The 26,073-nt window shown below is 61.1% G+C and carries 27 protein-coding genes, 1 tRNA gene and 1 pseudogene; 15 read left to right on the top strand and 14 right to left on the bottom strand.

Annotated features, from left to right (window positions below):
* The first annotated feature begins 1 nt into the window (after position 1).
* Together phoB and ABID16_RS10115 are read left to right on the top strand one after the other, a co-directional pair.
* Positions 2-685: a phosphate regulon transcriptional regulator PhoB gene (phoB, locus tag ABID16_RS10120; protein ID WP_109855945.1), complete on the top strand. Its 684-nt coding sequence runs from the start codon at positions 2-4 to the stop codon at positions 683-685.
* A 162-nt stretch (positions 686-847) separates the two neighbouring features.
* Positions 848-1,039: a CsbD family protein gene (locus tag ABID16_RS10115; RefSeq protein WP_354556218.1), complete on the top strand. Its 192-nt coding sequence runs from the start codon at positions 848-850 to the stop codon at positions 1,037-1,039.
* A gap of 103 nt (positions 1,040-1,142) precedes the next feature.
* Here ABID16_RS10115 and ABID16_RS10110 read toward each other — a convergent pair whose 3' ends face one another.
* Positions 1,143-1,670: a GcrA family cell cycle regulator gene (locus tag ABID16_RS10110; RefSeq protein ID WP_354556512.1), complete on the bottom strand. Its 528-nt coding sequence runs from the start codon at positions 1,668-1,670 to the stop codon at positions 1,143-1,145.
* Positions 1,671-2,108: 438 nt separating this feature from the next.
* Positions 2,109-3,995 carry a coiled-coil domain-containing protein gene (locus ABID16_RS10105; RefSeq protein ID WP_354556217.1) on the bottom strand — a complete coding sequence of 629 codons (1,887 nt, stop codon included), beginning with the start codon at positions 3,993-3,995 and terminating at the stop codon, positions 2,109-2,111.
* Positions 3,996-4,321: 326 nt separating this feature from the next.
* Between ABID16_RS10105 and ABID16_RS10100 the strand changes: the two genes are divergently transcribed.
* From ABID16_RS10100 to ABID16_RS10090, 3 genes are all read left to right on the top strand, one after another.
* Positions 4,322-5,281 (top strand): NAD(P)H-dependent flavin oxidoreductase, encoded by a 960-nt coding sequence (locus ABID16_RS10100; RefSeq protein WP_354556216.1) that lies wholly within the window; start codon positions 4,322-4,324, stop codon positions 5,279-5,281.
* A gap of 42 nt (positions 5,282-5,323) precedes the next feature.
* The gene (locus ABID16_RS10095; RefSeq protein ID WP_354556215.1) at positions 5,324-6,424 is read left to right on the top strand and encodes a DUF1176 domain-containing protein; all 1,101 of its coding nucleotides are present in this window, start codon (positions 5,324-5,326) and stop codon (positions 6,422-6,424) included.
* A 282-nt stretch (positions 6,425-6,706) separates the two neighbouring features.
* Positions 6,707-6,782, top strand: a tRNA-Thr gene (locus ABID16_RS10090).
* Positions 6,783-6,797: 15 nt separating this feature from the next.
* On the opposite strand, the gene ABID16_RS10085 is transcribed toward ABID16_RS10090, so the two are convergent.
* The 3 genes from ABID16_RS10085 to ABID16_RS10075 form a co-directional block, all read right to left on the bottom strand.
* A complete protein-coding gene (locus ABID16_RS10085; protein ID WP_354556214.1) occupies positions 6,798-8,675 on the bottom strand; it encodes an LbetaH domain-containing protein in 1,878 nt (625 codons plus the stop codon).
* 189 nt (positions 8,676-8,864) lie between these two features.
* Entirely contained in the window at positions 8,865-9,287 is a 423-nt protein-coding gene (locus ABID16_RS10080) for a TadE/TadG family type IV pilus assembly protein (protein WP_354556213.1), read from the bottom strand.
* Positions 9,284-9,823, bottom strand: coding sequence for a TadE/TadG family type IV pilus assembly protein (locus tag ABID16_RS10075; protein ID WP_354556212.1), 540 nt, complete (start codon positions 9,821-9,823; stop codon positions 9,284-9,286). Before ABID16_RS10075 ends, ABID16_RS10080 begins: the two co-directional genes overlap by 4 nt.
* 198 nt (positions 9,824-10,021) lie before the next feature.
* Between ABID16_RS10075 and ABID16_RS10070 the strand changes: the two genes are divergently transcribed.
* The 3 genes from ABID16_RS10070 to ABID16_RS10060 all read left to right on the top strand — a co-directional run bounded on the left by ABID16_RS10070 (position 10,022) and on the right by ABID16_RS10060 (position 12,163).
* Positions 10,022-10,372, top strand: a complete 351-nt coding sequence (locus ABID16_RS10070; RefSeq protein ID WP_354556211.1) for an ArsC family reductase — start codon at positions 10,022-10,024, stop codon at positions 10,370-10,372.
* Positions 10,373-10,375: 3 nt separating this feature from the next.
* Positions 10,376-10,849 (top strand): Cys-tRNA(Pro) deacylase, encoded by a 474-nt coding sequence (gene ybaK / locus ABID16_RS10065; RefSeq protein ID WP_354556210.1) that lies wholly within the window; start codon positions 10,376-10,378, stop codon positions 10,847-10,849.
* A 75-nt stretch (positions 10,850-10,924) separates the two neighbouring features.
* Complete coding sequence (locus tag ABID16_RS10060) at positions 10,925-12,163, top strand: aminopeptidase (RefSeq protein WP_354556209.1); 1,239 nt, start codon at positions 10,925-10,927, stop codon at positions 12,161-12,163.
* A gap of 177 nt (positions 12,164-12,340) precedes the next feature.
* Here the strand turns inward: ABID16_RS10060 and olsB are convergent, their stop codons facing one another.
* The 5 genes from olsB to ABID16_RS10035 form a co-directional block, all read right to left on the bottom strand.
* Positions 12,341-13,216, bottom strand: coding sequence for a l-ornithine N(alpha)-acyltransferase (gene olsB, locus ABID16_RS10055; protein ID WP_354556208.1), 876 nt, complete (start codon positions 13,214-13,216; stop codon positions 12,341-12,343).
* Between the two features lie 107 nt (positions 13,217-13,323).
* Entirely contained in the window at positions 13,324-14,910 is a 1,587-nt protein-coding gene (locus ABID16_RS10050) for an ATP-binding response regulator (RefSeq protein ID WP_354556207.1), read from the bottom strand.
* A 181-nt stretch (positions 14,911-15,091) separates the two neighbouring features.
* Positions 15,092-15,583 carry a signal peptidase II gene (gene lspA, locus ABID16_RS10045; RefSeq protein WP_354556206.1) on the bottom strand — a complete coding sequence of 164 codons (492 nt, stop codon included), beginning with the start codon at positions 15,581-15,583 and terminating at the stop codon, positions 15,092-15,094.
* On the bottom strand, positions 15,583-16,437 hold the full coding sequence (locus ABID16_RS10040) for a TrmH family RNA methyltransferase (RefSeq protein WP_354556205.1): 855 nt from the start codon (positions 16,435-16,437) through the stop codon (positions 15,583-15,585). Before ABID16_RS10040 ends, lspA begins: the two co-directional genes overlap by 1 nt.
* A complete protein-coding gene (locus ABID16_RS10035) occupies positions 16,434-17,534 on the bottom strand; it encodes a class I SAM-dependent methyltransferase (RefSeq protein WP_354556511.1) in 1,101 nt (366 codons plus the stop codon). The genes ABID16_RS10040 and ABID16_RS10035 overlap by 4 nt, the downstream gene beginning before the upstream one ends.
* 185 nt (positions 17,535-17,719) lie before the next feature.
* On the opposite strand from ABID16_RS10035, the gene ABID16_RS10030 reads away from it, so the two are divergent.
* Positions 17,720-18,163: an SRPBCC family protein gene (locus tag ABID16_RS10030; RefSeq protein WP_354556204.1), complete on the top strand. Its 444-nt coding sequence runs from the start codon at positions 17,720-17,722 to the stop codon at positions 18,161-18,163.
* A gap of 19 nt (positions 18,164-18,182) precedes the next feature.
* Here the strand turns inward: ABID16_RS10030 and ABID16_RS10025 are convergent, their stop codons facing one another.
* The 3 genes from ABID16_RS10025 to sppA form a co-directional block, all read right to left on the bottom strand.
* Complete coding sequence (locus ABID16_RS10025) at positions 18,183-18,530, bottom strand: LapA family protein (protein WP_354556203.1); 348 nt, start codon at positions 18,528-18,530, stop codon at positions 18,183-18,185.
* 108 nt (positions 18,531-18,638) lie between these two features.
* Positions 18,639-18,938, bottom strand: coding sequence for an integration host factor subunit beta (locus ABID16_RS10020; RefSeq protein WP_109858354.1), 300 nt, complete (start codon positions 18,936-18,938; stop codon positions 18,639-18,641).
* Positions 18,939-19,058: 120 nt separating this feature from the next.
* Positions 19,059-20,009, bottom strand: coding sequence for a signal peptide peptidase SppA (sppA, locus tag ABID16_RS10015; RefSeq protein ID WP_354556202.1), 951 nt, complete (start codon positions 20,007-20,009; stop codon positions 19,059-19,061).
* Between the two features lie 289 nt (positions 20,010-20,298).
* Between sppA and ABID16_RS10010 the strand changes: the two genes are divergently transcribed.
* From ABID16_RS10010 to ptsN, 6 genes and pseudogenes are all read left to right on the top strand, one after another.
* Positions 20,299-20,964, top strand: coding sequence for an LPS export ABC transporter periplasmic protein LptC (locus tag ABID16_RS10010; protein WP_354556201.1), 666 nt, complete (start codon positions 20,299-20,301; stop codon positions 20,962-20,964).
* Between the two features lie 3 nt (positions 20,965-20,967).
* Positions 20,968-21,537 carry an LptA/OstA family protein gene (locus tag ABID16_RS10005; RefSeq protein ID WP_354556200.1) on the top strand — a complete coding sequence of 190 codons (570 nt, stop codon included), beginning with the start codon at positions 20,968-20,970 and terminating at the stop codon, positions 21,535-21,537.
* Positions 21,538-21,618: 81 nt separating this feature from the next.
* Positions 21,619-22,350, top strand: a pseudogene (gene lptB / locus ABID16_RS10000) (LPS export ABC transporter ATP-binding protein); the annotation flags it as partial.
* A gap of 166 nt (positions 22,351-22,516) precedes the next feature.
* On the top strand, positions 22,517-24,055 hold the full coding sequence (gene rpoN, locus ABID16_RS09995) for an RNA polymerase factor sigma-54 (protein ID WP_354556199.1): 1,539 nt from the start codon (positions 22,517-22,519) through the stop codon (positions 24,053-24,055).
* Positions 24,056-24,256: 201 nt separating this feature from the next.
* Positions 24,257-24,829, top strand: coding sequence for a ribosome hibernation-promoting factor, HPF/YfiA family (gene hpf, locus ABID16_RS09990; protein ID WP_354556198.1), 573 nt, complete (start codon positions 24,257-24,259; stop codon positions 24,827-24,829).
* A 67-nt stretch (positions 24,830-24,896) separates the two neighbouring features.
* Positions 24,897-25,361, top strand: a complete 465-nt coding sequence (ptsN, locus tag ABID16_RS09985) for a PTS IIA-like nitrogen regulatory protein PtsN (protein WP_354556197.1) — start codon at positions 24,897-24,899, stop codon at positions 25,359-25,361.
* A 57-nt stretch (positions 25,362-25,418) separates the two neighbouring features.
* On the opposite strand, the gene grpE is transcribed toward ptsN, so the two are convergent.
* Positions 25,419-26,054 carry a nucleotide exchange factor GrpE gene (grpE, locus tag ABID16_RS09980; RefSeq protein ID WP_354556196.1) on the bottom strand — a complete coding sequence of 212 codons (636 nt, stop codon included), beginning with the start codon at positions 26,052-26,054 and terminating at the stop codon, positions 25,419-25,421.
* Positions 26,055-26,073: the final 19 nt, after the last annotated feature.

Here is a 26,073-nt window from a genome sequence, read left to right as displayed (position 1 = left end):
CATGCAGCCGAAAATCACGGTGGTCGAAGACGAGGAGGCGCTGAGCGTCCTCCTCCGTTATAATCTGGAAGCCGAAGGCTACGAGGTCGAGACGATCCTGCGCGGCGACGAGGCGGATATCCGCTTGCAGGAGCAGGTGCCGGATCTCGTTATCCTCGACTGGATGCTGCCGGGCGTGCCGGGTATCGAACTTTGCCGGCGCCTGCGCGCCAGACCGACGACCGAGCGGCTGCCGATCATCATGCTGACGGCGCGCGGCGAGGAAAGTGAGCGAATTCGCGGTCTCTCGACCGGGGCTGACGACTATGTTGTGAAGCCCTTTTCCACGCCGGAGCTGATGGCCCGTGTCAAGGCGATGCTTCGCCGCGCCAAGCCGGAAGTCGTTTCCTCGCAGTTGAAATGCGGCGATATCGAACTGGATCGGGACAGCCATCGCGTTCATCGCCGCTCGCGCGAAGTTCGTCTCGGTCCGACGGAATTCCGCCTGCTGGAATTCTTCATGTCGTCACCCGGCCGCGTCTTCTCGCGCTCGCAGCTTCTGGACGGCGTCTGGGGTCACGACATCTATGTCGATGAACGCACGGTTGACGTCCATATCGGCCGTCTGCGCAAGGCGCTGAACTTCTCCAACATGCCGGACGTCATCCGCACCGTTCGCGGTGCGGGCTATTCGATGGAAGGCTGAGACGTTATTTTGAAGCAAGGCCGCGGCTTGATGAGCCGCGGCCTTGCTTTGTTTCGTGCATTTCACATCGCTATTTTTCGATGTGGCGGGAACCCGATCCGGGTTCAGACGTTCTCCCGACGCAAACGGAATGTGTTTGTTCCGATACAAGGAGAAACGCTCATGAGCAGCACGACTGACAAGATTTCCGGCAAGGCCAACGAACTCGCCGGCAAGGCCAAGCAGGCCGTAGGTAAGGCTGTCGGCGACGACGAAATGCGCGCCAAGGGCGCCGCGCAGGAGGTCAAGGGCAAGGTCCAGACCGCCAAGGGCAATGCCAAGGACGCCATTAAGAACGTGACTGATCGTCTCTGATCCCTCGGATCGGTACCGAATTCCCTCCCGGTTCCCACCCCCTCCCCCAAAACGCAGCGGGCCCCTTTCGGGGCCCGTTTCATTTTGTGCTGTCTGTCTGACATCAGCGGCCGGCGCGGCGGCGCTCGGCGGACGGCTGGTAGGCAAGCCGCGCATGATAGGTGCAGTAGGGCGAGCTGTCCGGGCTGTCGTTGCCACAGAAGTGGAAGTCGTCCTTCATCGGATCGCCGACCGGCCACTTGCAGGTGCGCTCGGTCAGTTCCGTCAGCGCAAGGCGACGCGAGATCGGCACGACCACGTTGGACGCCGGCTGCACTTCGGTCTCGTAATAGACTTCGGTCTCGACCTCTTCCTTCAGCATGGTTGCGCCCTGCGCACGGGTGACCGTGCGGGTTACGGTGCGCGGCATGAAAGACTGCGAACGCGGCGCTGCTGCAGCAGCCTGGCGCTTGGCCGGACGCGCAGTTGCCGCGCCGCCTGCCTTGGCCCGGCCCGGCAGGCACAGGCGATGCACCTTGCCGATGACCGCGTTGCGGCTGACACCGCCAAGCTGGGCAGCGATCTGGCTGGCGCTCAAGCCCTCGGACCACAATTTCTTCAGTCTTTCGACGCGCTCGTCTGTCCAGCCCATCGTCATCGTATAATCCGCTCCTTGTGCCTCGCAGAATCCACCACCGAGGCCGCGGAGGGGTTCCGCTGCCGGGATACGCGCTTACAGTGTGGTGACTAGTTCCGCCGCATGCGATCTAGTAATTATTTGTTAACCTAAAGGGTGGGTGACTCTGTGGCAAGAGTCGGCGGAATCGACGAGAATCACTTTCCGCGCTTTTCCCCAACTTGATGGGATTTTGGCAACACTCCCGCCAGACGCACTGCCAGCTGTCTATTTTATAAGTCTTTGTAAATAAAAAGATTTCAGGAATCGGATTGAGGATTTCGGTGCGACTTTGCCTGCCGTAACGGAAGGTGTAATCCCGTTGAGTCAGCCCCCAAAAATCGCATCGCTCTCGACAGAAAAATCCCGCCGTCAAGCGGGAAATGAGAGCAGATCGCCACAATTGTAAGTCGATCAGCCGCCCGGCAGCACGTGGATAGAGAAGAGCCTGGCCGTGTTGCCCTCGCCGCCAGCGCCCGCATTGATCACCAGCCTGCCGGGGCCTTCAGCAGGGTTGCCACCCTTGACCACCACATCGAACATCAAGTCGGTCTTGTTCTGCGACAGGAGAAAGCGATGGCGGCCACAATTGCCCAGCCCGCCGAACTCGCACTCCACAGTGACCTGAACCGGCTTGTCGCCGCCTTCCAGCATCAGGGCAATGTTGGATGTCTTGCCCTGCATCGATGTTATGACCGATTGCGGAAGTTCTATGGATACCGAGCCGTCAATACCAGGCGCGGCAGAGGTGATGGCGAGATAGGGGCCGGAACCGCTCTGCTCGACCTTGGCGGAAGCCTGTGAACCGACGGAGAAGGATTTCGATTTGCCAGCTTCGAAGAGCTTCGTCCATTCATCGCCAAATCCGCCCTGGCGGGAAAGCGACTTCAATTGCTTCGCGCCGTCAAAATCCTCGGCCTTGGCCGTGGGCGGCGGGTTGGGAACGGAACCATCGCGAACGGCTTTTGGAAGGTTGAGGCCCGTGCTTTGCACCCACCACCAGCCTGCGGCTCCGAATGCGGCGAATGTCACCAATGCGAAGGCGCGCGCCTTCCAGCGGCTCTTCCGGCGCGGCTTGATCGCACGCTCGGGCGGCAAATGAATGACTTCCGGCTCGGGTTCGGCTTCGTCAGCGACATAGGGCGGCTGCGACACCTCGATATCGAAGGCCGGCGCGCGCCGCTCTCCACGATCCTCCACCTCGGGAATGATGTCGAAAACAGGGTCGCGCTGACGTCCCGTCCGCTCGATCTCCACGGCAGGCGCGTCATCGATGGACGGCTCCGCGCCCTGCCCCACGATCTCACGACGCGTCATCCCGCCAATTGCGGCAGCCGCCGCGCGTGTTTCAGCCTCAGCTAGCGGGGGGCGAAGCGCGCCTGTCGCGGCCGCTTCAGCACGGCGGGCAAGATCGGCTTCTTCGGCGCGGCGCGCGGTTTCTTCTGCAACGCGACGCTCTGCCTCTTCGCGGACAAAGCGATCCCGCTCCCGCCTCTCGCGCTCCTGCTCGGCTGCCTGGCGTTCGGATTCTTCGCGCGCCAGCCGTTCGCGTTCCTGCGCCTCGCGTTCGCGCTCGGCTGCCTGCCGCTCGGCAAATTCGCGCGCGGCCTGTTCGCGGGCAAGCCGTTCCCGTTCGGCCTGGGCACGAATGGCTTCCTCGCGCTCCGCCTGCTCTTCCAATGCGCGGCGCCGGGCTTCCGCCTCGCGTTCGGCCTGCTCGGCGGCGTGGCGTCGGGCGTCGTCAGCCGCGCGGCGCGCCTCTTCTTCCTCGCGCTCTGCGGCGAGCATCTGCTCGCGCTCGGCAAGTGCGCGTTCGCGGGCAGCCTGCTCACGGGCGGCAATGCGATCGCGCAGCGCGCGCTGCGCCGCCTCATATTCCATTTCGCGGGCGATGCGCTCGCGATCGATCTCTTCGCGGCGGCGGCGCATCTCGGCGTCACGCTCGGCCTGAACGCGCGCCTGCTCGTTGCGTTCGCGCGCCAGTTCGGCCTCCATGCGGGCCTGCTCTGCCATTTGCAGTTCGCGCCTGCCCCGCTCCTCACGCTCGGCGGCCTCGCGGACTGCGCGCTGCTTGGCCTCGTGCTCCATGTAATCGAGCTTGGCGTCCCGCTCGACGCGGTTGATCGCCGCCTCAAGCTGGCGGCGCTGTTCGGCGGCGATCGCGGCATCCGTGATGTTCTGCTGACGCATCCCGTTTTCCAGAGCCAGACGCGCGGACTGATAGACGCGAGCGCGCTGCTCCGGATCAGCACCGGGGCCGACCCGTTCAAGAGCCTTTCTGATGGCCGTTTCCAGACTCAAATGCTTCTGCTCCTACAGCGCCTCGCGGTCTTGTCCGACCGTCTGCGGCAGCCCCCGCCCGCGCGAAATATATATAGCCACGAATGCAAGTCTTCGAGAACTGCGCTCGCCGTGTCACGCGCGCTCGCGAAAGCCAAGGCGCGCTTCAATCCCGAAGCTCTACTAAACAACCCCCCGCCGCGAAAATAGCAAGTGACATCTTATCCACTATCGCGACAGGTCCGGCCGCTTGCGGCGGCGACATATTTCAATTTTCATCGGGATGAAAATCTGCTAGATGATTGACGTTTGCGTAAACGTAATAATTGGACAAGCCGGGAGGAACCATGGCTCTGCCGCCGATCTTGAAAGACAACCTGCGCCTGCCGGTCGTCGCGTCGCCCCTCTTCATCATTTCGCATCCAGACCTCACGCTTGCCCAATGCAAGGCCGGCGTCGTTGGTTCCTTCCCGGCGCTCAATGCGCGGCCCGAAGCCCAGCTCGACGAGTGGCTGGCGAAGATCACCGAGGAACTGGCCGATCACAACGCGAAAAACCCGGAGCGCCCGGCCGCGCCCTTCGCGGTCAACCAGATTGTCCACACCTCGAACAAGCGTCTCGAACACGATCTGATGATGTGCGTCAAATACAAGGTGCCGATTGTCATTTCCTCGCTCGGTGCCGTGCCGGAAGTGAACCAGGCGATCCAGTCCTATGGCGGCATCGTGCTGCATGACGTGATCAACAACCGACATGCCAATTCCGCGATCCGCAAGGGCGCCAACGGCCTGATCGCCGTGGCCACGGGCGCCGGTGGCCATGCCGGCAAGCTCTCGCCCTTCGCGCTGATTCAGGAAATCCGCGAATGGTTCGACGGGCCGCTGCTGCTGTCCGGCGCGATTGCCAATGGCGGCGCAGTCCTCGCCGCACAGGCGATGGGTGCCGACATGGCCTATATCGGGTCGCCCTTCATCGCGACCCATGAGGCGCGCGCGGTGGACGCGTACAAGCAGATGATCGTCGAAAGCAAGGCGGACGACATCGTCTATTCGAACTTCTTCACCGGCGTTCACGGCAACTATCTGAAGCCTTCGATCGTGGCGGCTGGCATGGACCCAGACCACCTGCCCGAAGCCGACCCGTCGAAGATGGATTTCGACCAGGCGACCACCGGCGCGAAGGCGTGGAAGGATATCTGGGGCTGCGGGCAGGGCATCGGCGCGGTGAAGGAAGTGTCCTCCACAGCAGCCCTCGTGGACCGACTGGAGCGGGAGTATATCGCCGCCAAGAAGACAATTTGCGGCTGATACAGGGGCTGCTATGGTGACCTCCTCGACCGGGAGGAATCCATGCGGAATTTGAACTGGACAGCAGGCATTCTCATTGGCGCGGCGCTCACAGCCGCGCCTTTTTCGTCAGCCCTTGCCGGCGCCTTCAAGAGTTTCGGCAAGTGGGAGGTTTCCTGCACCAACGGGCGTAATTGCGAACTGCGCTTCTTCGATACCGATAACAAGGCCGGCGCCAATGCCTTCGTGCTGCGCGATATCGGTCCGACAGCGCCGGCGACGCTGGCAATCGGCCTGCCGGGAGATGTTTTCGGCGAGACGGCGAAGGACCTGACAATAACGCTTTCGATCGAGGGCGGCGCGGAGCAGAGTTTCGGCCCGGACAAGCTCACCTTTGACGCAACCAACTCGGTCTGGCGGCTTGCGGGCGACATTGCCACGAACGGAACAGTGGAAACGCTGCGCAAGGGCAAGACAATCGCGCTGACGGCGCATGCCGGTGGCCAGACGGTGAAGGCGACCATTCCGCTTGAAGGCATGGCGGCCAGCCTTCTCTTCCTCGACGATATACAAAACCGCGTCGGCCATACGGACGCGCTGGTCTCCAAGGGCGACAAGCCGCCGAGTGCACTGCCGCCAGTCACCGATATTCGCAAGTTCAGCGACCTGCCAGCCAGCATCCGCACGAACTTCACCGACGAGGACGCCACCTGCGGCGGTCTGGACGAAGGCACGCTGGCTGCGCTCGGTGGTTTCACACGCCGTTACGCCGAAAAGGAAGCGCTTTACGTCATCCCCTGCGGCGCTCCCGGCGCCTATAATGTTCCCTTCGTCGCCTATTATGAGCTGGAATCGATGCTGGAGCAGGTGCAGTTTCCTGTCATGGCCAAGGAGGGCCCGAGCGTCTCCTCGACCTCCTACAACCTCGATTATGACGAGAAGAGCGATACGATGACATCGTTCTTCAAGGGCCGCGGGCTCGGCGATTGCGGTTCTTTCTACAAATGGAAGATCTCGGAAGGCGGCGCCGGTCGCGCGCTCGTTCTGCTCAAGGAGACCGACAAGGACGACTGCGACGGCAAATATGGCGACGGCCCCGAAAGCTGGCCCGCCGCCTGGCCGATGAGCGGAGCGGCCGGACAGAAGGCGAAGTCCAAGGGCTAAGCAGACTTGCATTGGCAGGCCAACGCTTCGTTTGCTTAGTTTGTTGTTTTGACGCAGGTTCTGGTCGGAAAACCGTGGGACACTTTTCCGGAACCTGCTTAGAGACGTCCGACTGCTGGAGCCCGCCTTGGTATCGCCGAAGGCGCCTGCAAGGGCCAGCTCATTTGCGAATGCTCACGAATTTTCTCGCTGCGGCCCAAAAACCGGCTTGAAATTGCAGGGCGTTGCCTGTATCAGCGCGTCACGAAACGCCGGTAGCAAACTTGCTTCCTGGCCTGGAATGCCGCTTTAGCTCAGTCGGTAGAGCACATCATTCGTAATGATGGGGTCACGTGTTCGAGTCACGTAAGCGGCACCATTTCCCTCGTAAATTTTAGTTCGCCATCGTGGCCTGTGTGTTCGTAACGCCTGATCCGCAGGCCCTCAATGCGGCGTTCGAGCCGTTATAGACGCTGATCGTCGAGGCGATGATGGAGAAGCAGCCGTTCTGGGGAATGGTGCTCGTCTGCTGGCCGAAAAGGCTGACATCGTTGCCGGGATTGTAGACGATGCCCGAAAGGCTGTCGGTCGTGTTGCCCTGATAGATTGCGAAGTTGGCGCCATAGAGATAGGCGAAAACGTTCTGGTAGCCGTAAGTGGGTGTGGCCGACGTGGGCGCAGTGATGGTCGCGGCGCTCGAGCTTGAAAGCGTGAAGCTGCCATACCAGAAACCGAGCGACGTACCGTTGGCCGTGAACTTGCCCGACGCAATCTGCAGGCCCGACCAGTAGAAGAACATGGAACTCGAACCTCCAATCGGGTCGCCGGCGCCCCCGAGCGTGAACTCGGCGCCGCTGAGGTAGAGCGGCGTTGTATAGAGATCCATATTGCCCGTTCCGAAGGTGGTCTTCGAGCTGTTGAAGGTCGAAACGCTGGTATTGTAGAATTCGAAATCGCCGGTTCCCAGCGTCACGATGCCATTGGAGTTCAACAGGCCGCAATAGTAGAAATAGAATGGCCCGTTGCCGAAGGTGATGGTGCCGGTCGAGCCGTTATTGATCGTGCCCGTGTTGAAATAGAACGGACCGTTGCCGAACGTGACGTTGCCGGTCGTGTTGTAGATGCCGCCACCGAGATAGAACGGACCGTTGCCGAAGGCGACATTGCCGCCATTGCCGTTGTTGATCGTACCCACAGCGGAAAACAACATGTTCCCGAAGGTGATCGAACCCGATCCGTTGTAGAGATATTGCTGCAGCGCCATGGTCACGTTGGCGCCCGCGGCAGGGACGATGTTGACCACGGCACCATTTGAAATGCTCAGCACGCCACGGATCACGTAACAGCCGCTCCCGAGAACGATCGTCGTGTTCCCGGAAAGCGTGACGCCACCCGTGATCGTCACAGGATTGGCGCAGGTCGTGTCAGCTACGCCCGAGCCCGTGAACGTCACCGTAGAGTTCTGCGCGGTCAGCGACGAGAATTTGGTTCCCGACACGTTCGCCGTTGTGCTGGTATAGCTGAGGCCCGACCCGCCGAATACGGCGGCAGGTGTCAGCGGGGTCTTGAACGTACCGCTATAGGGCCAGCTCGCCATGTTCTGCAGGCGCTTCTTCATCGCCGCGATGCGGCTATCGGAAGCGAGCGGGTCAACGCTGGGTTTGCTGAAGGTGAAGCTGCTGAGCCCCGGTGTCAGAGGAGCGTTGTAGCAGATGCTGAACTGCTCGAGCATCTGCGAATAGGCAACCTCGATCGCCGAGACCTTGCTTGCCGCATTGCTGCAATAATAGAGATAGCTTGCCGAGGCTACTGTGCAGCCCGTGCCGTTTACCGCCGCACTGCTGAAAATGTTGAGCGCGCCGCCAAGCGTCCGCAGGCAGTCACCCGAGATCGCGCCGGAGACAACGGAGGCACTGGAGAGAGCGCTGACAGAAACCGAACCGGTCTTGGTGAACATCTGTCCCAGTGTCAGGTTGATCGGGTCGACCACAGTCGTTGTCAGCAGCTGGCCCTGCGTGGGGGAGTTTGTGACACTCGTGGTCAGGATATTCGCCGGATAGCCGTTGATGACGGCGACCTGCTGGGCGGTCGCCACCGCCTGCGGGCTCGGCGAACCGTTGCTGATCGCGCCACTGGTGCCGGCCGCCGCAAGATTGGCCAGATCGGCCACGCGCTGCATGTCACCCTTCTTGACGAAGAGAAGCGACGCCTCCAGTGCCAGCGCGGACATGGCAATCAGGATGACGATGGAAAAGGCACCCAGTATGCCCATGGCACCATCACGCGCCCTGGACAGGCGGGCCAGTTCCAGCGAAATCCTCGAGCATTTCACCGTTTCACAGAAACGCTGAAACGCTCTATTTCCTTTTTTTTGCGCAATTCCGGACGCGAAACCGTTTTTCACTTTCGCTGGAATTGCTCTGGCAACAGCCGAGCGGAGCGGGCTTTTCGTGAACATGCGCTATCCGTTCGGGAATTGTGCCGTGGCATTGAGGTTGAAACTGTAGCCGGCGAGGCTCATCGGATAGGTGACCTGCACGCGCGTGAAACTTGCCACACCGACGAGATAGGCAGGAATGATGGTGATCTGCGACGCGCTTGGCCGGGCAAGCCCTTGCGTGACGGCGAGTTGCTCGATGTAACATTGAGCGGGCGTGTCGGTGCAGCCAGCGACCGGCGCGGTGCAGGCGGAGCCGGCAATGGCGATGCAGCGGGCAGACTGCGTCACCACGGATTGCAGGGCGTTGAGATTAAGCATGGCCATGCCGAAGCCGAGGCCGGCAAACAGGACCAGGGCAAAGAGCGGAAAGACCACCGCGAATTCCACGGCGGCCGCGCCGTCGCGTCTTGCCAGAATGCCTCGATCACGCGGCCGAAGCTTCATGAGGTCACCCTCGCAACCACGGACCTGTCCAGGCCGTAGATTCCGGCCAGGAAACCCGGCGGCAGGATGAGCGGCTGGAGTTGTTCCGTCACATGAATGGTGACGAACTTGCCTGATGTTACATTGCCGGAACAGCTTGCCGGAGTTAGCCCCGTGCTGGTGTAGACCGGCGGGTAGCCGGCGACGCAGAAGTAATTGGATGCGTCCAGCGGATTGGTGGAATTATTGATCAGGACGGAGACCGTGATACTGCTCGATGTACCCAGCGTGCTGCGCACGATGCTCTGCAGCGTTGCCTGCATGACAGGGGCAGTGGCAGCCGAAAGTGTATTGCCATTTCGCACCGCATAGTAGGCGGCGGCCGAAATGGCGGATCCGATGCGCGACTTCTGATAATAGGCAAAGCCGAGATCGACGGTCGCTGCAAAAATCATCAGCATGAGCGGGAACACGACCGCAAATTCCACCGCCGCCGCGCCTGCACGGTGGCGGGTCAGGCGGTGGGCAATCCTGAATGCTCTCGCTGCACTCGTCATATAAATAAACCAATATGCGACGGGAACGGCCCGCCAATCTCATTGCGGCGGTATAGCAGCTATGTCTAAAAATTGAGTTATCGGATGCCGCACCGTTCGGATACGCGACCTCCGAAAGAGGCGGATTCCCCGCGCCTTCGCCCTTGACGCTGAGGTGTGGATCGCCGACTTATACAATCCAATTTTGGAACGGGCAGCATGACGGCGACCATCTACGGCATCAGGAATTGCGACACGATGAAGAAGGCCTTCGACTGGCTGAAGGCCCATGATGTCGCCTATACCTTTCACGACTACAAGGCCGCCGGTATCGACGAAACCTCGCTGAAGCGATGGTGCGGAGCTTTTGGCTGGGACAAGGTGCTGAACCGGGCCGGCACGACCTTCAAGAAACTGGACGAGGCCGACAAGGCCGATCTCGATGAGGCAAAGGCGATCCGGCTGATGCTGGCGCAGCCCTCGATGATCAAGCGGCCAGTTCTCGATGTCGATGGTCAGCTCATGCTCGGATTCAAGCCGGAGCAGTATTCTCAACTTTTCGGAGCCTGACCTATGGCGAAGTCAACACGCGCCACACAGGCGCTCGACAAGGCGAAGGTCGCCTACACGGTCGTCGCCTATGAATACGATCCCGACGCGGACCGGATCGGCATGGCAGCCGCCGAGGCAATCGGCGAACCGGCTTCGCGCGTGCTCAAAACGCTGATGGCAGAAGTGGACGGCAAGGCGGTCTGCGTCGTGCTGCCCTCCGACCACGAGGTGTCGATGAAGAAGCTGGCCGCGGCGTTCGGCGGCAAATCGGCCAACATGATGAAGCCGGCGGCGGCGGAAAAGCATACCGGTTACGTGGTCGGCGGCATTTCGCCCTTCGGTCAGCGCAAGGCGGTGCCGACCGTCATTGAGGAAAGCGCCATGGGCGAGCCCTATGTGTTCATGAATGGCGGACAACGCGGCCTGCAGGTTCGGCTGGCGCCTGCCGACGCACTGGCAGCGATCGGCGCGAAGGCAGCGGCCGTCATCGCCTGAACCTTCCCGTCCCCTTCCAATCGCCATCGCGGCACCCTACTCTTCTGAAGACTTCAATCACCGAAAGACATGATCATGACTGAGACGCCCATCGATCCCGTAAAGCTTGAAAAGCTCGCAGAAGTCGCCGTGAAGGTCGGCCTCCAGCTGCAGGAGAACCAGGATCTGGTCATCACCGCGCCGTTTGCGGCCGCACCGCTGGTTCGTCTCATCATCAAGCATGCCTATCTCGCGGGCGGCGGGCTTGTTTCCGCCTTCTACAATGACGAAGAGGCGACGCTGGCGCGCTATCGCTACGGCAGCGACAAGAATTTCGACAAGGCTGCGACCTGGCTCTATGAGGGCATGGCCAAGGCGTATGAGGCCGGAACTGCGCGGCTTGCGATTTCCGGCGACAATCCGATGCTGCTGGCGAACGAGGACCCTGCCAAGGTGGCTCGTGCGAACCGCGCCATGTCAGTCGCCTACAAGCCGGCACTGGAGAAGATTTCGAACTTCGATATCAACTGGAACATCGTTTCCTATCCGAACCCGTCCTGGGCCAAGCAGATGTTCCCCGGTCTGCCGGAAGACGAGGCTGTTAAGAAGCTGGCGGATGCCATCTTCGCCGCCTCGCGGGTCGATCGCGACGATCCGGTTGCGGCCTGGAAGGAGCACAATGCGAACCTTGCCAAGCGATCGAAGTGGCTGAACGACAAGCGTTTTGCGGCGCTCCACTTCACCGGACCCGGCACGGACCTGACTGTCGGGCTCGCCGACGGCCATGAATGGCATGGCGGTGCGTCGACAGCGAAGAACGGCGTGACCTGCAATCCGAATATCCCGACGGAGGAAGTCTTCACCACGCCGCATGCGCGAAAGGTGGACGGCTATGTCCGCTCGACCAAGCCGCTCAGCCATCAGGGCACGCTGATCGATAATATCGAGGTGCGTTTCGAACAGGGCCGCATTGTCGAGGCAAAGGCGACCAAGGGCGAAGCCGTGCTGCTCAAGGTGCTCGACACGGATGAGGGCGCGCGGCGCATCGGCGAAGTGGCGCTGGTGCCGCATTCCTCTCCGATCTCGGCATCCGGTCTGCTCTTCTACAACACGCTCTTCGACGAAAACGCCGCCTGCCATATCGCGCTCGGCCAGTGCTATTCGAAATGCTTTGTGGACGGGGCGAACCTGACACAGGACCAGATCAAGGCGCAGGGCGGCAATTCCTCCCTCATCCATATCGACTGGATGATCGGCTCCGGCGAGATCGATATCGACGGCGTGGCTGCGGATGGGTCGAAGGTGCCGGTGTTCCGGAAGGGTGAGTGGGCGTGAAGGGGAAGCGGCTGGCTCCTCTCCCTACCCCTTGTGGGGAGGGTTGGGGAGGGGTCTTTCTATCCTCTTGCTGGGAGGTCTTGGCGAAGACCCCCTCTGGCTGCCGCCATCTCCCCCACAAGGGGGGAGACGGATGGAGCCTCATCGCTGCGGCCAACCGTCCAGTAAGGTCAGCGCTTAACCAGCAAACCGCCCGGCGTCGTTGCCGTAATAATTCCGGTAACGCTCGGAGATCGTGTGGATCGGCAGGACGATCAGAACGTCTGTCGTGCGGAAGGCCCGATCGACGACAGCGCCTTCGCCGATCATGGCGCCGAGGCGCAGATAACCCTTGATCAGCGGCGGAAGGGCGGCCAGCGCCTTGCGCATGTTGATCGCTTCGGCCGGCATCAGGTCCATGGAATGTTCGAGTTCCGGCAGTGCCTCGACGCGCCAGCGGCCCTTGGCGAGCGCATTGTGGTGCAGATAGGAAAGCGCCAGCGCATGCTCTTCCGGCACTGCGCCGGGGAAGGATGCGCAGCCGAACATGACGTCGATGCGGTGCTTGAGCGCATAGGCCCAATTGCCCTGCCAGAGCAATTCGACCGTGCGCTTGGTGCGATATTGCGGGAGCACGCAGGAGCGGCCAAGCTCCATGAAACGCTTGTCCGGGTGGCGGGCGACAAGGTCGGCCACTTCAAACTCGGACGACGAATAGAAGCCGCCATTGGCCATGGCCACGTCCTGACGCAGCAGGCGATAGGTGCCGACGATCTGGTCTTCGGCATCGCCTTCTATGGCCGTGTCGAGAACCAGAAGGTGATCGCAGATGGCATCCCAGGCATCAATGTCGCGGCGCTTGCGGGCGGATTCAGGCGGAACCTGCGCATGCATTTCCTCGACGAACACGCGATAGCGGATCGCCTGCGCCGCGTCGACTTCCGATGCTGTGCGGGCAATGCGCGTTTCCAGCGTGCCAATGCGGCCGAGAACGCCGCTCTTGTCGGCCTTCAGGCGCGCCAGCGTCGCGTCCTGTCCTGCCAAGATGTCGGGGTTGAGCGTTTCTGTCGTCATCGCGATTCGAGCCTCTTTGGTTGAGGGCGATAAACCACGTATATACGACATGCGGGTGACATTAATAGGACAGAACCGTGTCCCATTCATTCTAAACTTCTGAAATTCTATCCGGCGCGACGAGCCGCGTAAGACGCAAGAAGTTCCGCAAGCTTGGCCGGGTCGGCGGGCTTGACGAACAGTTCCGTGGCGCCGGCATCGATGGCGGCCTTTCGGGTTTCGGACCCCGCAGAGCCGGTCACCACAATGATGGGCACTTCGGCCAAGCGATTGGTGCGCTCGAAGTCACGAATCGCGGAAAGCGCATCGAGCCCGTTTCCGCCGGGCATGGACAAATCCGTGACGATCGCGCCCGGACGTCCGGTGGCTTGCGTCGCGGCAGCGATCAGATCCCGAAGCGTCTCGACCTCGGACACGCGATGTCCACCCTTCTTGAGAACCGTCTTCAAAAGCAAACGATTGACCGGATCATCCTCGGCCAGCAGCACATCAAGGCCGCTCCCCTCCGCCTGCGTCCAGCGCGAATTGCTGCGATTGTCATTGATCGGGTCGCGCAGTTCGATGCCCTTCATGCGGCCCTGCAGCACGCCGACGAGCGAGCGTTCACGCAAGGGTCGAACAAGCCATGAATCATAGCCGGCACCGAGAAAACGCGTAGTGCTGCGGGTTTCCGGGTCGATCAGCAGGATGCGGCGGGTCGCCGGATTGCGGAAAACCGGATGCTTGCACAATTCTTCCGACAGGAAATCGGCAAGGCGGCGATCGACCACGATATCGGTAAATGCATCCGCAGCATGTTCAAGGCTCGCGAGGAGGTCCGCGGGGGTGGCCGCGAGTCTCACCGTTCCGCCGAGGCTGGTGACGGCTGCGGCAAGCGCTTCACGGCAGACGCCATCGGGCGCAATGATGAGCATGTGCGTGCTCGACAGCATCGTGGCGCGGGCCTGACGCAGGCGAAAATCGGAGGGTTGGCCCACAGGCACGCGAACAACAAACGTGCTGCCGACGCCCAGCTCGCTTTCGACAGCAATGCTGCCGCCCGCTTCCAGCACAATGCGGCGGGAGATGGCCAAGCCAAGCCCCGTTCCGCCGATTCTGCTCTTTTCCTCGCCAACCTGTTCGAATTCGCGGAAAAGCCTTTCCTGGCCCCGCACCGACATGCCCGGCCCGGTGTCGCGAACACGGATTTCCAACTCGCCCTCGACCATGGAGGCCGAGACGAGAACTCCGCCTTCATTCGTGAATTTCACGGCGTTGCCGACCAGATTGAAGAGAACCTGGCGAAGACGTTCGGGGTCGAAGGAAAGCAGGCCCGGCACATCGGCAGCCACCCAGCTTGCGATTTCGATGCCTTTTTCATGCGCCCGATGCGCGAGAATTTCCACCACGCTTTCGATGAGCTGGCGAAGATCATCATCGCGCGGATGAAGCTTGAAACGGCCTGCCTCGATCGCTGAAAAATCCAGGAGGTCATCGACAAGCTGCGAAAGCGCCTGAACCGACTGGCCGATGCCGGCGAGATAATTGGCCTGTTCGGGTGTCAGCCGCGTCTGGCCAAGCAGATGGCTCATCCCCGCGATGCCGGAAAGGGGCGTGCGGATATCATGACTGACGGTCGCCAGGATCCGGCTCTTCATCGCGCTTTCGCGCTCGGCGCGAGCGAGTGCCTCGCGCGTCATGTCAAGGCTGGTCACATGGTCCGCAGGCCCAGATCGGGCCGATGAAAACAATCGTCGAAACCATGCCGCAAGCGCGCTCCTGCCACGGCCGGCGGGAGGAGACTGTTCGAACTTGAAGTCGGCTTCTTGAAAATCTCGCATGAGCCAGAGCTAACATGCGAAACCTACAGAAGTGTTTCCGCGCTTCGTTAATCGTTCATTTCGATTTTTCGCCGCTTCCGAAGATTTCGTCAAAACCGATCAGAACAGCGCCCACGGTGATGAAACTGTCGGCCAGATTGAAGACGGCAAAGGACCATGACGTGCCGATGTGGAAGAGAACGAAATCGATGACATGACCATAGAGGAAGCGGTCGATGAGATTGCCGAAGGCGCCGGCAATGACCAGCGCGAAACCCATATGGGCGATCCAGCGGGAGGCGGGCGTGCGCAGCCAGAGCCATGTGACGAAGGCGACAATGGCGAGCCGCAGGCCCACGATGAAGACACCCGGCATTTCGTCGAACCAGGAGAAGGCGACGCCGGTATTGTAGGTGCGGTAGAGCGCCAGCACCGGCAAGAGATGAACAGGTTCCTGCAGCGGCAGATAATGATCCACGGCGATCTTCGTCAGCTGATCAATGATGAGCAACGCGATGATGAACAGAATCGCCGGGCGGGCGCGGGAAAACAGCGAGACCTTGTCCATCAGCGCGGCTCCAGCGTCAGCAGATGCCGGCGCGCCTCGAAAAGCATGACGGCGGTGGCGACGGCGAGGTTGAGCGAATCGGCAAGCCCCGCCTGCGGGATACGCGCCAGCTGATCGGCTTCCTTGGCCAGCTGGTCCGGCAGGCCCTGCTGTTCATTGCCCATGAGGACGACGACAGGCTTCTTCCTGTAATCGACGGTGCGATAATCAACGGCACCGGCCAGATGCGTGGCGACGACCGAGACGCCGGCGGCCTTTTTCCAGGTCAGGAATTCTTCCGGAGTGGCGCGGGTGACCGGCAGCGCGAAGACTGAGCCCATGGTCGCGCGCACCGTTTCCAGCGAGAACGGATCGGTACATTCACCGACAAGGATCACCCCGGAAGCTCCGGCCGCATCGGCGGTGCGGATGATCGTACCAAGATTACCGGGATCGCGCACGCGGTCGAGCGCGATATAGGTCTCATTAGCGGCAGGGCGAATGTCAGAGAGCGCGCGCCATTTCGTCCTGAAGACGCCGACAACCATTTGCGGATTGTCGCGGCGGGTGATGGCCGAGAGCACCTTCTCGCTGACCTCCAGCACGAGCCCACCGGCGGCCACCGTGCGGGCGGCGACCTTGGTCACCAGCGGCTTATCCTTGGCGTTCTTGGCGTAGACGAGCGTGGTGATGGCCCAGCCGAGTTCCAGCGCGTCGATGACGAGCTTCAGGCCTTCCGCCATGAATGTGCCGGTTTCCTCGCGGCCCTTCTTCTGCGACAGGCCCTTGATGTCCTTGATGATCGGATTGGCAAGGCTGGTGACTTCCTTGACCTGGCCGACGCGGCCGGGGCCGCTCTTGGTGGCGTCGCTCATGCGGGCACCCAACGCGAAAAGAGGGATGTGGAAAGCGCCCTGCCCGGCTCCGAGCCGTCGAGGCCGCTTTCACGGATGATGAGTTCGCCGGATTCGACCACGCCTCCGGCGCCGCGCATCGTTTCACGCATCAGCTCGTGGATCGAATAGAAGCTGGCGCGGATCGAATAGGCGGTCAGCACGAAGCCGAGAGCCTTTTCGCTCAGGAGTTCGCGGCCGATATCCAGCATCAGCGGCAGGTGATCGAAGAGATGCCAGACCTCGCCATTCGGGCCACGGCCGAATTTCGGCGGGTCGGTGAGGATGATGTCATAGCGATTGCCTCGACGCTCCTCGCGCGCAATGAATTTCATCGCGTCGTCGCAGATCCAGCGGATCGGAGCCTTGTCCAAACGGGCGAGCGCCTGGTTCTCGCGGCCCCAGCCGATGGCCTTCTTGGAGGCATCCACATGGGTCACTTCGGCGCCTGCGGCAGCGGCTATGAGCGAGGCGACGCCGGTATAGCCGAATAGGTTCAGGACTTTGACCGGGCGCTTGGCTCTTTCGATCTCCTGACGCATCCAGTCCCAATGCACCTGCTGTTCCGGGAAGACGCCGACATGGCGGAAGCTGGTGAAGCGGCCGTGGAACTCGACGCCGAGGAGCTGCATCGGCCAGGTTTCGCCGAGCGCGCCCTTGGGGAAGCGCCAGCGGCCCATGCCGTCCTCGTCCGTATCGCCGGTGAAGACGGCATCGACATGATCCCAATGTTTGGCGGCGAGAGAGCGCTGCCAGAGTGCCTGTGCTTCGGGGCGAACCACGCGGTAATCGCCATACTGCTCGAGCTTTTCACCCGCGCCGGTATCGATCAAGCGGAAGCCGGATGAGGACTGGTTCTCCAGGATCACCGGGATGCGCTCTGCGGGCTTTTCGCCGGTGCGGGTCATCAGCGGACGCTCGGGCGCGGCAGGGGCGGCGCGCTCCTGCTTCACCGGGGCATTCCCGAACGCTGCATCCTTGGGTCGCGCATCCTTGGCCGGCACAGGCTGGCGCGGACGGTCGCGCTTTTCCATCCGGCCGGGGGCCGGACCAGAACCCGGCGGACCGCCGCGTCGCATCTTTGTCGTCTTCGTCAAAAGTCATATTCCCGAGGCACCGAATTTGCGACTGTCGCAAAAACGGCTCTATCGGCACGAAATAACATTAAGTGCTCTCTTGGCAAAGACTTATCCCGCAAGCGATATTATAGCATTCATCAAGAGCGGCTCGGATTTGAGCCACGCATATGGGAGGAGCGATCAAGATGGATATGAGCGGCGAAGAGCGCATTGCAGCCAAGCGAGAGGTCGTCTGGGCGGCGCTGAACAATCCTGAAATCCTGAAAGCCTGCATTCCGGGCTGTCAAAACCTCGACATGGCTTCTCCGACCGAAATGTCGGCGACCGTGAAGATCAAGATCGGCCCGGTCTCGGCAACCTTTTCGGGTGACGTGACGCTCTCCGATCTCAATCCGCCGGAGGGCTACAAGATTTCCGGCGAAGGCAAGGGCGGCATTGCAGGTTTTGCCAAGGGTGGCGCGGAAGTGAAGCTCACCGAAGATGGCGATGGCACGATCCTGTCCTACACGGTCGATGCGCAGATTGGCGGCAAGCTGGCGCAGCTCGGGTCGCGACTGATCGATTCGTCTGCCAAGAAGCTTGCGGGCCAGTTCTTCGCAGATTTCAACAAGGCTGTCAGCGGAAGCTGACAGCGGCCTTTCCTTAAGATTATTTCGACGCCGAAACTGGCACGAGAACCTGCTGAGCCAGTTCCTCGGCGCGCTTCTGGCTGCGTCGGGCCTCACCCTGCCAGCGGGCGGCTTCCTGCGCATGATTTTTGGCGCGGCGACGGTGCTTGCCTTGCGCAAACCAGGTCAGGCTGGAGCCGACAATCGCGCCCAAGATAAGGGCGAGGAAAAGATAGACGAAGAAGGGCGCCGTCAGCGACAGCAGCGGATCTGCCGGATCGAACGGGTTGAGTGCCAGTGTGACAAAGTGGCGATTGGCGACCGAAAGAACGATGAGAATGATGGCGATCGGCAGGAGGATCACCAGATTGATCAGCTTCTTCGTCATGGGCGGACTCCGGCGGGCAAAAGGTTGAAAGCCGGTCAAGACCGACCGGCCGTCATCTCAAGATAGAAGGATGTGTGGCGCTTTCAAGCCGGAACGATCCCGAAAGGCTCAATCGTCTTCGTCGGCCTGACCGGGGTTGAGGCGCTCGCGCAGTTCCTTGCCCGTCTTGAAGAAGGGAACCCACTTCTCCTCGACGAAGACTGCATCGCCGGTGCGCGGGTTGCGGCCCGAACGCGAGGGACGGTTCTTGACCGAAAAAGCACCGAAGCCGCGCAGCTCGACACGATTGCCACCGGCCAGCGCATCGGTGATCTCATCGAGAACGGCATTGACGATGTTTTCCACGTCGCGGTGATAGAGATGTGGATTGCGCGCAGCAACGATCTGCACCAATTCGGACTTTATCACGTCTTCCCCCTCGTTCATTTCCAATTTCCGGCAGAGCCCGACTTTGGCGATTGCCCAAGCCTGCTGCCGGAGTGAATTTTTCACGGTCTTCTTGTCCCGGCGGATGCCGCCGGGGGTGCCTTAGCCGCGCTCAACCTGCCAAACGGAAACAAGGCCGTCAAGGAACAAGTGCTGGATACCTAGCATTTTCAAGGTGCTTGCCGAAAAATCCTTGTCCAGTCCCGACCATTCTGCAGCGTGAATGAGGGCGCCGGGCAGCATGCCGGCCCAGCCCTGGGGCGCCGGCTTCCAGTCAACGACAGGCAGTTCAGGGTCGACTGAACGGGTCTTCAGATAGGCCTTGATTTCCGGCATGCCGCCGAGTTCATCGATCAGGCCGTTCTTGAGCGCCTGCCGGCCGGTGAAAATCGATCCGTCAGAAACGGCCATTGCCTGTTCCGGCGTCATCTTGCGGCGCTCGGCCACCAGATCGACGAACCAGTGAAAGCTGTCCTGGACCATGGCATTGATCATGGCCTTGGTCTGATCGCTTGGCGGGTTGAACGGCGACGGTTCGGCCTTCATGGGCGCCGACTTGATCGTTTCCAGCGAGACGCCGATCTTGTCGAGCAGTTCCTTGGCCTGCGGATACTGGAAGAGCACCCCGATGGAGCCGGTGATCGACATGTCGCCGGCAACGATGCGGTCGCCTGCCAGCGCGATCATGTAGCCGGCAGAAGCGGCCAGCGTGCGGATATCGGACACGACCGGCTTCTTCTCGGCAACCCGGCGCAATGCCTTGTAGATCGTCTCGCCGCCATAGGTCGTGCCGCCGGGAGACGAGATGTCGACGATCAGGGCCTTGACGTTGTCGGCCTTGGCGATCCTGTCCAGACGCGCCGTCAGATCCCGATCGTCCTGGATGAGGCCAGTGATCGAGACCCGAGCGATCTGGTTGGCACCAGGACCTTCAGCGCCAGGCCAGCGGAACCAGACGGTGGCCAGCACAAGGACGAGAACGATGATGGCGAGGCCGCGCCAGAAGGTGACCTTGCGGCGCAACGCCCGTCGATCGGCAATTCCATTGTCCATGCGATGTTCCCTCTCAAGATCATGCCGGCATTCTGCGGCTCAGGCGGCGCGCCGCCCGGTTACGTTCCAAATCGACATCTTTGCTATCAGCCTTCGCGTCACCGGGCAAATCCGCGCAGCAGGGCACGCCGTAAAAAGGCCATGTCTGAGCGGCAGGAGAGGGCGTGGCAAAATGTTATTAAGGCTACCGATCTTTTCCCAGCCTTCGTCATTGTCTGCGGCAGGAAAATAACCATATTGCGTCGCGAACGCTTCGGCTAATGTGACAGCCACCGAGTACGGAAACGAAATGGCAAGCTTGGAAATGAACCGGGGGGAAGCAGGCGATCTGGATGCGCGGCGCGTGGCCTATCTGCAGGCCCTGCGTCATTCCAGGCGCGTGCGCCGTCTCAAGATTCTGCTGCCTGTCGGTGCGCTTGTGGTTTCTTCCCTTTTTGTCGTCGTTTCCATCGTTCGGAGCTTTCTGCCGGACAATATCGACGTGAAAGGCGCGACGATCGAAAACGGTCAGATCGTGATGGAAAAGCCGGCGATATCGGGCCGCAACGCCGACGGCATCTTCTATTCGATGACGGCGGCAAGAGCCTTGCAGAGCATCGTTTCGCCCAACATCATGACGCTGGAGGATATTGCCGCGCAGATGCCGGTCAACGATCAGCTGATCGCCAAGGTCAATGCGAAGGGTGGCGTCTACGACCGCAGCGCCAATACGCTCGACATGACCCAGCCCTTCTCGCTGCACCTCTCGAGTGGGCTGGTCGCGAATTTCCGCTCGGCCAAACTCGACGTGAAGAACGGCACGATGTCCTCCAACGACACTGTCTCCATTACCGCGTCCAAGGCAACCGTGGTTGCGCAAAGCATCAATATCGAAGATAAGGGCCAGACGATCATATTCGACGGCCGCGTGCAGGTGAACCTGAGCGCTGATTCCATTAAGGACAAAGGCAATTAATTGATGCCCGCCAAATCCAATGTCACGCTGTGCCTGGTGATTGCTGCCCTTGCGACTGCACCCGCCACTGCCGCTTTCTCACAGGCGACCGCCAGCAAGATGGACGGTGTTGCGCTTTCCAATGACAAGCCGATCCATATCGAAAGCGACAAGCTTGAGATCAAGGACAAGGAAAATCGCGCCGACTTCACCGGCAATGTCGTGGCCACGCAGGGCTCGACCATGCTGAAGTCGAAGACGATGACGGTGTATTACAAGTCGTCTGGCAAGGATGGCGCGAATAACAGCGGTGGTGCGATGGCCAATGCCGGCAACGGCGACATCGACCGCATCCTCGTGAACGGCGGCGTGGTGCTGAATTCCGACAAGCAGACGGCGACTGCCGAGAGCGGCCACTTCGAGATGGCCAAGCAGCTCTTCGTTCTGGAGGGCAAGCAGGTGGTGCTGTCCGACGGGAACAACGTTTTTACCGGCTGCCGTCTCACCGTCCACATGGACACCGGCCAGGCGCAGCTCGACAGCTGCGGCGGACGCGTGCAGATTCAGCTCGATCCCAAATCGCGCAGCAAATAAGCGGTGATCTCCTTGTTGAGCAGGAACAGCGCGAAAACCTCGCCCAAAACCCAAGGCGACCAGCAGAACGACAGCCACGCGGCCCGTTACGAGGGGACGCTCGTTGCGCGTGATCTGACGAAAACCTACAGTTCGCGACGCGTGGTCAACGGCGTTTCGCTGATCCTGAAGCGTGGTGAGGCCGTTGGCCTCCTCGGCCCCAACGGCGCCGGCAAGACGACCTGCTTCTACATGATCACCGGCCTTGTTCCGGTCGATTCGGGCTCGATAGAACTCGACGGGCATGACGTGACATCCATGCCGATGTATCGGCGGGCGCGGCTTGGCGTGGGTTACCTGCCGCAGGAAGCCTCCATTTTCCGGGGGCTCAGCGTCGAGGAGAACATTCGTGCGGTTCTCGAAGTGCGCGAGAAGAACCGGGCCAAGCGCGAAGACAAGATCACGGAACTGCTGGATGAGTTCTCCATCGGGCATTTGCGCAAGTCGCCCTCCGTGGCACTTTCGGGCGGCGAGCGGCGACGCCTGGAAATCGCACGTGCTCTCGCCACCGAGCCCGCCTTCATGCTGCTTGACGAGCCGTTTGCCGGCGTCGATCCGATTTCGGTTTCGGAAATTCAGAACCTTGTCCGGCATTTGACGCGCCGCGGCATCGGCGTACTCATCACCGACCACAATGTGCGCGAGACGCTTGGGCTGATCGACCGCGCCTATATCATCCATGCGGGCGAAGTGCTGACTCATGGCCGCGCCGATGATATCGTCAACAACGCCGACGTTCGCCGGCTCTATCTCGGCGACAATTTCAGTCTGTAAGGCTGCGCTGCGCGCGCAAACGTCACAGAACCTTCACTCATTTTAACCGAATCTCTGCTTGGCTCTTGACCGCGAAAGGGAAACCAAGCAATTTTCGGGCCAGACAGATTATCCGCCGGGAGCGCGTCGAAACTGTCGAATGGTAAGTGGGAGTTTTGCGTTCATCATGGCCATGTCAGCCAGCCTGCATTTAAAGCAATCGCAATCGCTGGTGATGACGCCGCAGCTCATGCAGTCGATCCAGCTCCTGCAGATGACGCATGTCGAACTCAACCAGTTCATCGAACAGGAAGTTCAGAAGAATCCGCTGCTGGAGGTCGTTTCGGGCGACACGCCGGTGGCATCACTGGGCGAGGACGTGCCGGAAACTTCCGCCGAGCCCGCCTCTGCACCGAGAGGCGAAGGAGACTGGTTCGAGACGGGCAATACCGGCCAGGCCGAGCGCCTGACCAAGGAACTGGACGCCAATTTCGAGCCGGAATTCGACACGGATCAGGCCGAGCGCCGACCGGACTCACCTGAACTCCTTGGCCAATGGAAGTCGATGCCGGGCGGCAACGGCGAAGATGGTAGCGACTTCGACATGGACGATTTCGCTGCAGCCGGCGTGTCCCTGCGCGAATTCGTCAGCCAGCAACTGCCTTTTGCTGTCATGGGTGCGGCGGACCGGCTGATCGCGCAGCATCTCGTCGATCTTCTCGATGACAGCGGCTACATCCTGCCCGAGCTCGACGCCGTGGCCGACCGGGTTGGCCGTCCGGTCGCCGATGTCGAACGCGTGCTGACCGTGCTGCAGACGCTGGAACCCGCCGGTATCTTTGCCCGCTCCTTAAGCGAATGTCTGGCGATCCAGCTGCGCCAGAAAAACCGGCTCGATCCGGCCATGTGCGCCTTCGTCGCCAATCTCGAACTGCTGGCGCGGCGCGACTTCCAGTCGCTCAGGAAGCTCTGCGGGGTCGATGAAGACGATCTTCTCGACATGCTGGCCGAAATCCGACGGCTCGACCCGAAGCCGGGCAGCGGCTTCCTGCGCTCGGGCTCGGAAACAATCGTGCCGGATATCGTGGTTTCACGGGCGGGCGATGGCGGGTGGAATGTTGAACTCAATCCGGACACGTTGCCGCGCGTGCTGGTCAACCAGACCTATTATGCCGAAGTGTCGCGGCATGCGCCGCGCGACAGCGCGGACCAGGCCTTCTTGAGCGAATGCATGCAGAACGCCAACTGGCTGACGCGCAGTCTCGACCAGCGGGCGCGCACCATCCTGAAGGTGGCCACGGAAATCGTGCGCCGACAGGACGGCTTCCTGCGCCGGGGCGTCGACGGGCTGAAGCCGCTGAACCTGAAAACCGTTGCCGATGCTATCAAGATGCATGAATCGACGGTCAGCCGCGTGACCTCCAACAAATTCATGATGACGCCGCGTGGTGTCTATGAGTTGAAATACTTCTTCACCGTCTCGATCTCTTCTGCAGAAGGCGGCGATGGGCATTCGGCCGAGGCCGTGCGCAATCGCATCCGCTCGATGATCAACGAGGAGACCGCTGACACCGTGCTTTCCGATGATGATATCGTCGATATCCTGAAGGCAGCCGGCATCGACATCGCCCGGCGCACAGTCGCCAAGTATCGCGATGCGATGAATATCCCCTCCTCCGTCCAGCGCCGGCGTGAGAAGAAGGCAATTGCCCGCATTGCCTCGTAATGCGTTATGTCAAATCCGTTCGGAACAATCGGTGGGCAAGTGGCTGCTCCCGCTGCACGTCATGTTGACTTGCCCCATGCCCCGGAGTAGAAGCGCGCCGCACCCCATGGAAGACCGAAAGTATTGTCGGAATCGCTTGGATGCGAAGGCAGCTTGGAATAGACTGTTTCTCGCAAATCAATACACAAGAAGGGTAAAACCATGAGTGTGCGAGTTTCCGGAAAACATATGGAAGTCGGTGAAACGTTCCGCCAGCGGATCGAGAACCATGTCGGAGACGCGGTGGGGAAATATTTCGATGGAGGCTATTCCGGCCAGGTGACGGTCGAAAAGTCGGGTTCGTCGCGTTATGCGGCGGATTGCAAGATTCACCTCGATACGGGCGTCGTGTTCCACGCGGCCGGCGAGGCGAACGATCCCCAGGCTGCCTATGATGCGGCGGCCGAGCGGATCGAGAAGCGACTTCGGCGCTACAAGCGCCGCCTGCGCGACCACCATGCCGGAAACGGGCAGCACACCGAAATGCCCTATTCCGTGATCGATTCAATCTCGGAAGAGGTTGAGGACGTACCGGAAGATTATGCACCGGCCATCATCGCAGAGAGCACGAAGCGGCTCAGAACCATGACTGTCGCCGGCGCCGTGATGGCGCTCGACATGACCGACGAACCGGTTTTCGTGTTCCGCAATGCGGGTAACGAACAACTGAACATTGTGTATCGCCGCCACGACGGCAACATCGGCTGGATCGATCCGGCCGGCGTGAAAGGCTGAGAAGCCGGGCAGGCGCGCCGGAAAACGCGCGCCTGCCTCGTTTCAGCTTCAGAACGGGGAACATCGAATGGCATTGGCAGATCTGCTGCAACAGGATGCGATTATTCCGGCTCTGAAGGCCAATTCCAAAAAGCAGCTGCTTCAGGAACTCGCGGAAAAGGCCGCAGCCGTGACCGGGCTGCCCGAGCGGGAAATTTTCGATGTCATTCTGCAGCGCGAGCGTCTTGGCTCGACCGGCGTCGGTAACGGCATCGCCATTCCCCATGGCAAACTGAATTCCATCAGGAAGATCGCCGGCGTCTTCGCGCGTCTTGACACGCCCGTCGCCTTCGAGGCGCTGGACGATCAGCCCGTCGATCTCGTCTTCCTGCTGCTGGCACCGGAAGGTGCGGGAGCCGACCACCTGAAGGCGCTTTCGCGCGTCGCCCGCGTGCTCCGCGATCAGGATCTGACCGCGCGTCTTCGCGCCTGCGAAACCGCCGCCGCCATCTTCGCCTGCCTGAACCAGGATGCGGGAACGAACGCGGCCTGAACCCAAAGGGTCAGGCCGCCAGATCAATCTTCTCAGTCTGTAGACAGCGGGTAGGCCTTACGCCGTCTTTTCCGCATCCGCCGTATCGGTCGCCGCCACCTTCGGGCCGCCCTTCGAGACACCGACCATGGCCGGACGCAGCATGCGCTCGCCGATGACATAGCCGGCCTGGACGACCTGCAGGACGGTGTTGTTCGGGACTTCGGTGTTGGGGATTTCGAACATCGCCTGATGGAAATTCGGGTCGAACTTCTGACCTTCCGGCTCCAGCTTCTTCACGCCGTGGCGCTCCATGGCGGCGAGCATCGAGCGCTCGGTCAGTTCAACGCCTTCGATCAGCGCCATGAGCCCTGCTTCGCCTGCTTCCTTGGCTTCAGCCGGGATGGCATCCAGCGCGCGACGCAGGTTGTCGGAGACACCGAGCATGTCGCGGGCGAAGCTCGCGATCGCGTAAGACTTGGCGTCCTTGACATCGCGCTCGGTGCGACGGCGCAGGTTGTCCATTTCAGCGGCGAGACGCAGATAGCGGTCGCGCAGATCGGCGTTTTCCGCCTTGAGGAATTCGATCGGATCCGGCTCCTGTTCGGCAGCTTTTGCTTCAGCCTCAGCGGCCTCGGTAATCACGGCTTCGGCGTCTGCGCCGAGTTCCGTTGCCGCTTCGTCAGGTCCGTTCTTCTTCGTGTCGTCGGTCATGACGGTCTCCAGATGATAG

This window comes from Limnomicrobium aquaticum (assembly GCF_040545545.1).
GTDB classification, from domain to species: Bacteria; Pseudomonadota; Alphaproteobacteria; order Rhizobiales; family Rhizobiaceae; genus Ensifer_A; species Ensifer_A aquaticum.
This window is presented reverse-complemented; position numbering and strand designations above follow the sequence as displayed.

Excerpts from the sequence above, each read along its gene's own strand:
- phoB (WP_109855945.1), top strand. The coding sequence starts at position 2 with ATGCAGCCGAAAATCACGGTGGTCGAAGACGAGGAGGCGCTGAGCGTC.
- ABID16_RS10115 (WP_354556218.1), top strand. The coding sequence starts at position 848 with ATGAGCAGCACGACTGACAAGATTTCCGGCAAGGCCAACGAACTCGCC.
- ABID16_RS10110 (WP_354556512.1), bottom strand. The coding sequence starts at position 1,670 with ATGGGCTGGACAGACGAGCGCGTCGAAAGACTGAAGAAATTGTGGTCC.
- ABID16_RS10100 (WP_354556216.1), top strand. The coding sequence starts at position 4,322 with ATGGCTCTGCCGCCGATCTTGAAAGACAACCTGCGCCTGCCGGTCGTC.
- ABID16_RS10095 (WP_354556215.1), top strand. The coding sequence starts at position 5,324 with ATGCGGAATTTGAACTGGACAGCAGGCATTCTCATTGGCGCGGCGCTC.
- ABID16_RS10085 (WP_354556214.1), bottom strand. The coding sequence starts at position 8,675 with ATGGGCATACTGGGTGCCTTTTCCATCGTCATCCTGATTGCCATGTCC.
- ABID16_RS10080 (WP_354556213.1), bottom strand. The coding sequence starts at position 9,287 with ATGAAGCTTCGGCCGCGTGATCGAGGCATTCTGGCAAGACGCGACGGC.
- ABID16_RS10075 (WP_354556212.1), bottom strand. The coding sequence starts at position 9,823 with ATGACGAGTGCAGCGAGAGCATTCAGGATTGCCCACCGCCTGACCCGC.
- ABID16_RS10070 (WP_354556211.1), top strand. The coding sequence starts at position 10,022 with ATGACGGCGACCATCTACGGCATCAGGAATTGCGACACGATGAAGAAG.
- ybaK (WP_354556210.1), top strand. The coding sequence starts at position 10,376 with ATGGCGAAGTCAACACGCGCCACACAGGCGCTCGACAAGGCGAAGGTC.
- ABID16_RS10060 (WP_354556209.1), top strand. The coding sequence starts at position 10,925 with ATGACTGAGACGCCCATCGATCCCGTAAAGCTTGAAAAGCTCGCAGAA.
- olsB (WP_354556208.1), bottom strand. The coding sequence starts at position 13,216 with ATGACGACAGAAACGCTCAACCCCGACATCTTGGCAGGACAGGACGCG.
- lspA (WP_354556206.1), bottom strand. The coding sequence starts at position 15,583 with ATGGACAAGGTCTCGCTGTTTTCCCGCGCCCGCCCGGCGATTCTGTTC.
- ABID16_RS10040 (WP_354556205.1), bottom strand. The coding sequence starts at position 16,437 with ATGAGCGACGCCACCAAGAGCGGCCCCGGCCGCGTCGGCCAGGTCAAG.
- ABID16_RS10035 (WP_354556511.1), bottom strand. The coding sequence starts at position 17,534 with ATGCGACGCGGCGGTCCGCCGGGTTCTGGTCCGGCCCCCGGCCGGATG.
- ABID16_RS10030 (WP_354556204.1), top strand. The coding sequence starts at position 17,720 with ATGGATATGAGCGGCGAAGAGCGCATTGCAGCCAAGCGAGAGGTCGTC.
- ABID16_RS10025 (WP_354556203.1), bottom strand. The coding sequence starts at position 18,530 with ATGACGAAGAAGCTGATCAATCTGGTGATCCTCCTGCCGATCGCCATC.
- sppA (WP_354556202.1), bottom strand. The coding sequence starts at position 20,009 with ATGGACAATGGAATTGCCGATCGACGGGCGTTGCGCCGCAAGGTCACC.
- ABID16_RS10010 (WP_354556201.1), top strand. The coding sequence starts at position 20,299 with ATGGCAAGCTTGGAAATGAACCGGGGGGAAGCAGGCGATCTGGATGCG.
- ABID16_RS10005 (WP_354556200.1), top strand. The coding sequence starts at position 20,968 with ATGCCCGCCAAATCCAATGTCACGCTGTGCCTGGTGATTGCTGCCCTT.
- rpoN (WP_354556199.1), top strand. The coding sequence starts at position 22,517 with ATGGCCATGTCAGCCAGCCTGCATTTAAAGCAATCGCAATCGCTGGTG.
- hpf (WP_354556198.1), top strand. The coding sequence starts at position 24,257 with ATGAGTGTGCGAGTTTCCGGAAAACATATGGAAGTCGGTGAAACGTTC.
- ptsN (WP_354556197.1), top strand. The coding sequence starts at position 24,897 with ATGGCATTGGCAGATCTGCTGCAACAGGATGCGATTATTCCGGCTCTG.
- grpE (WP_354556196.1), bottom strand. The coding sequence starts at position 26,054 with ATGACCGACGACACGAAGAAGAACGGACCTGACGAAGCGGCAACGGAA.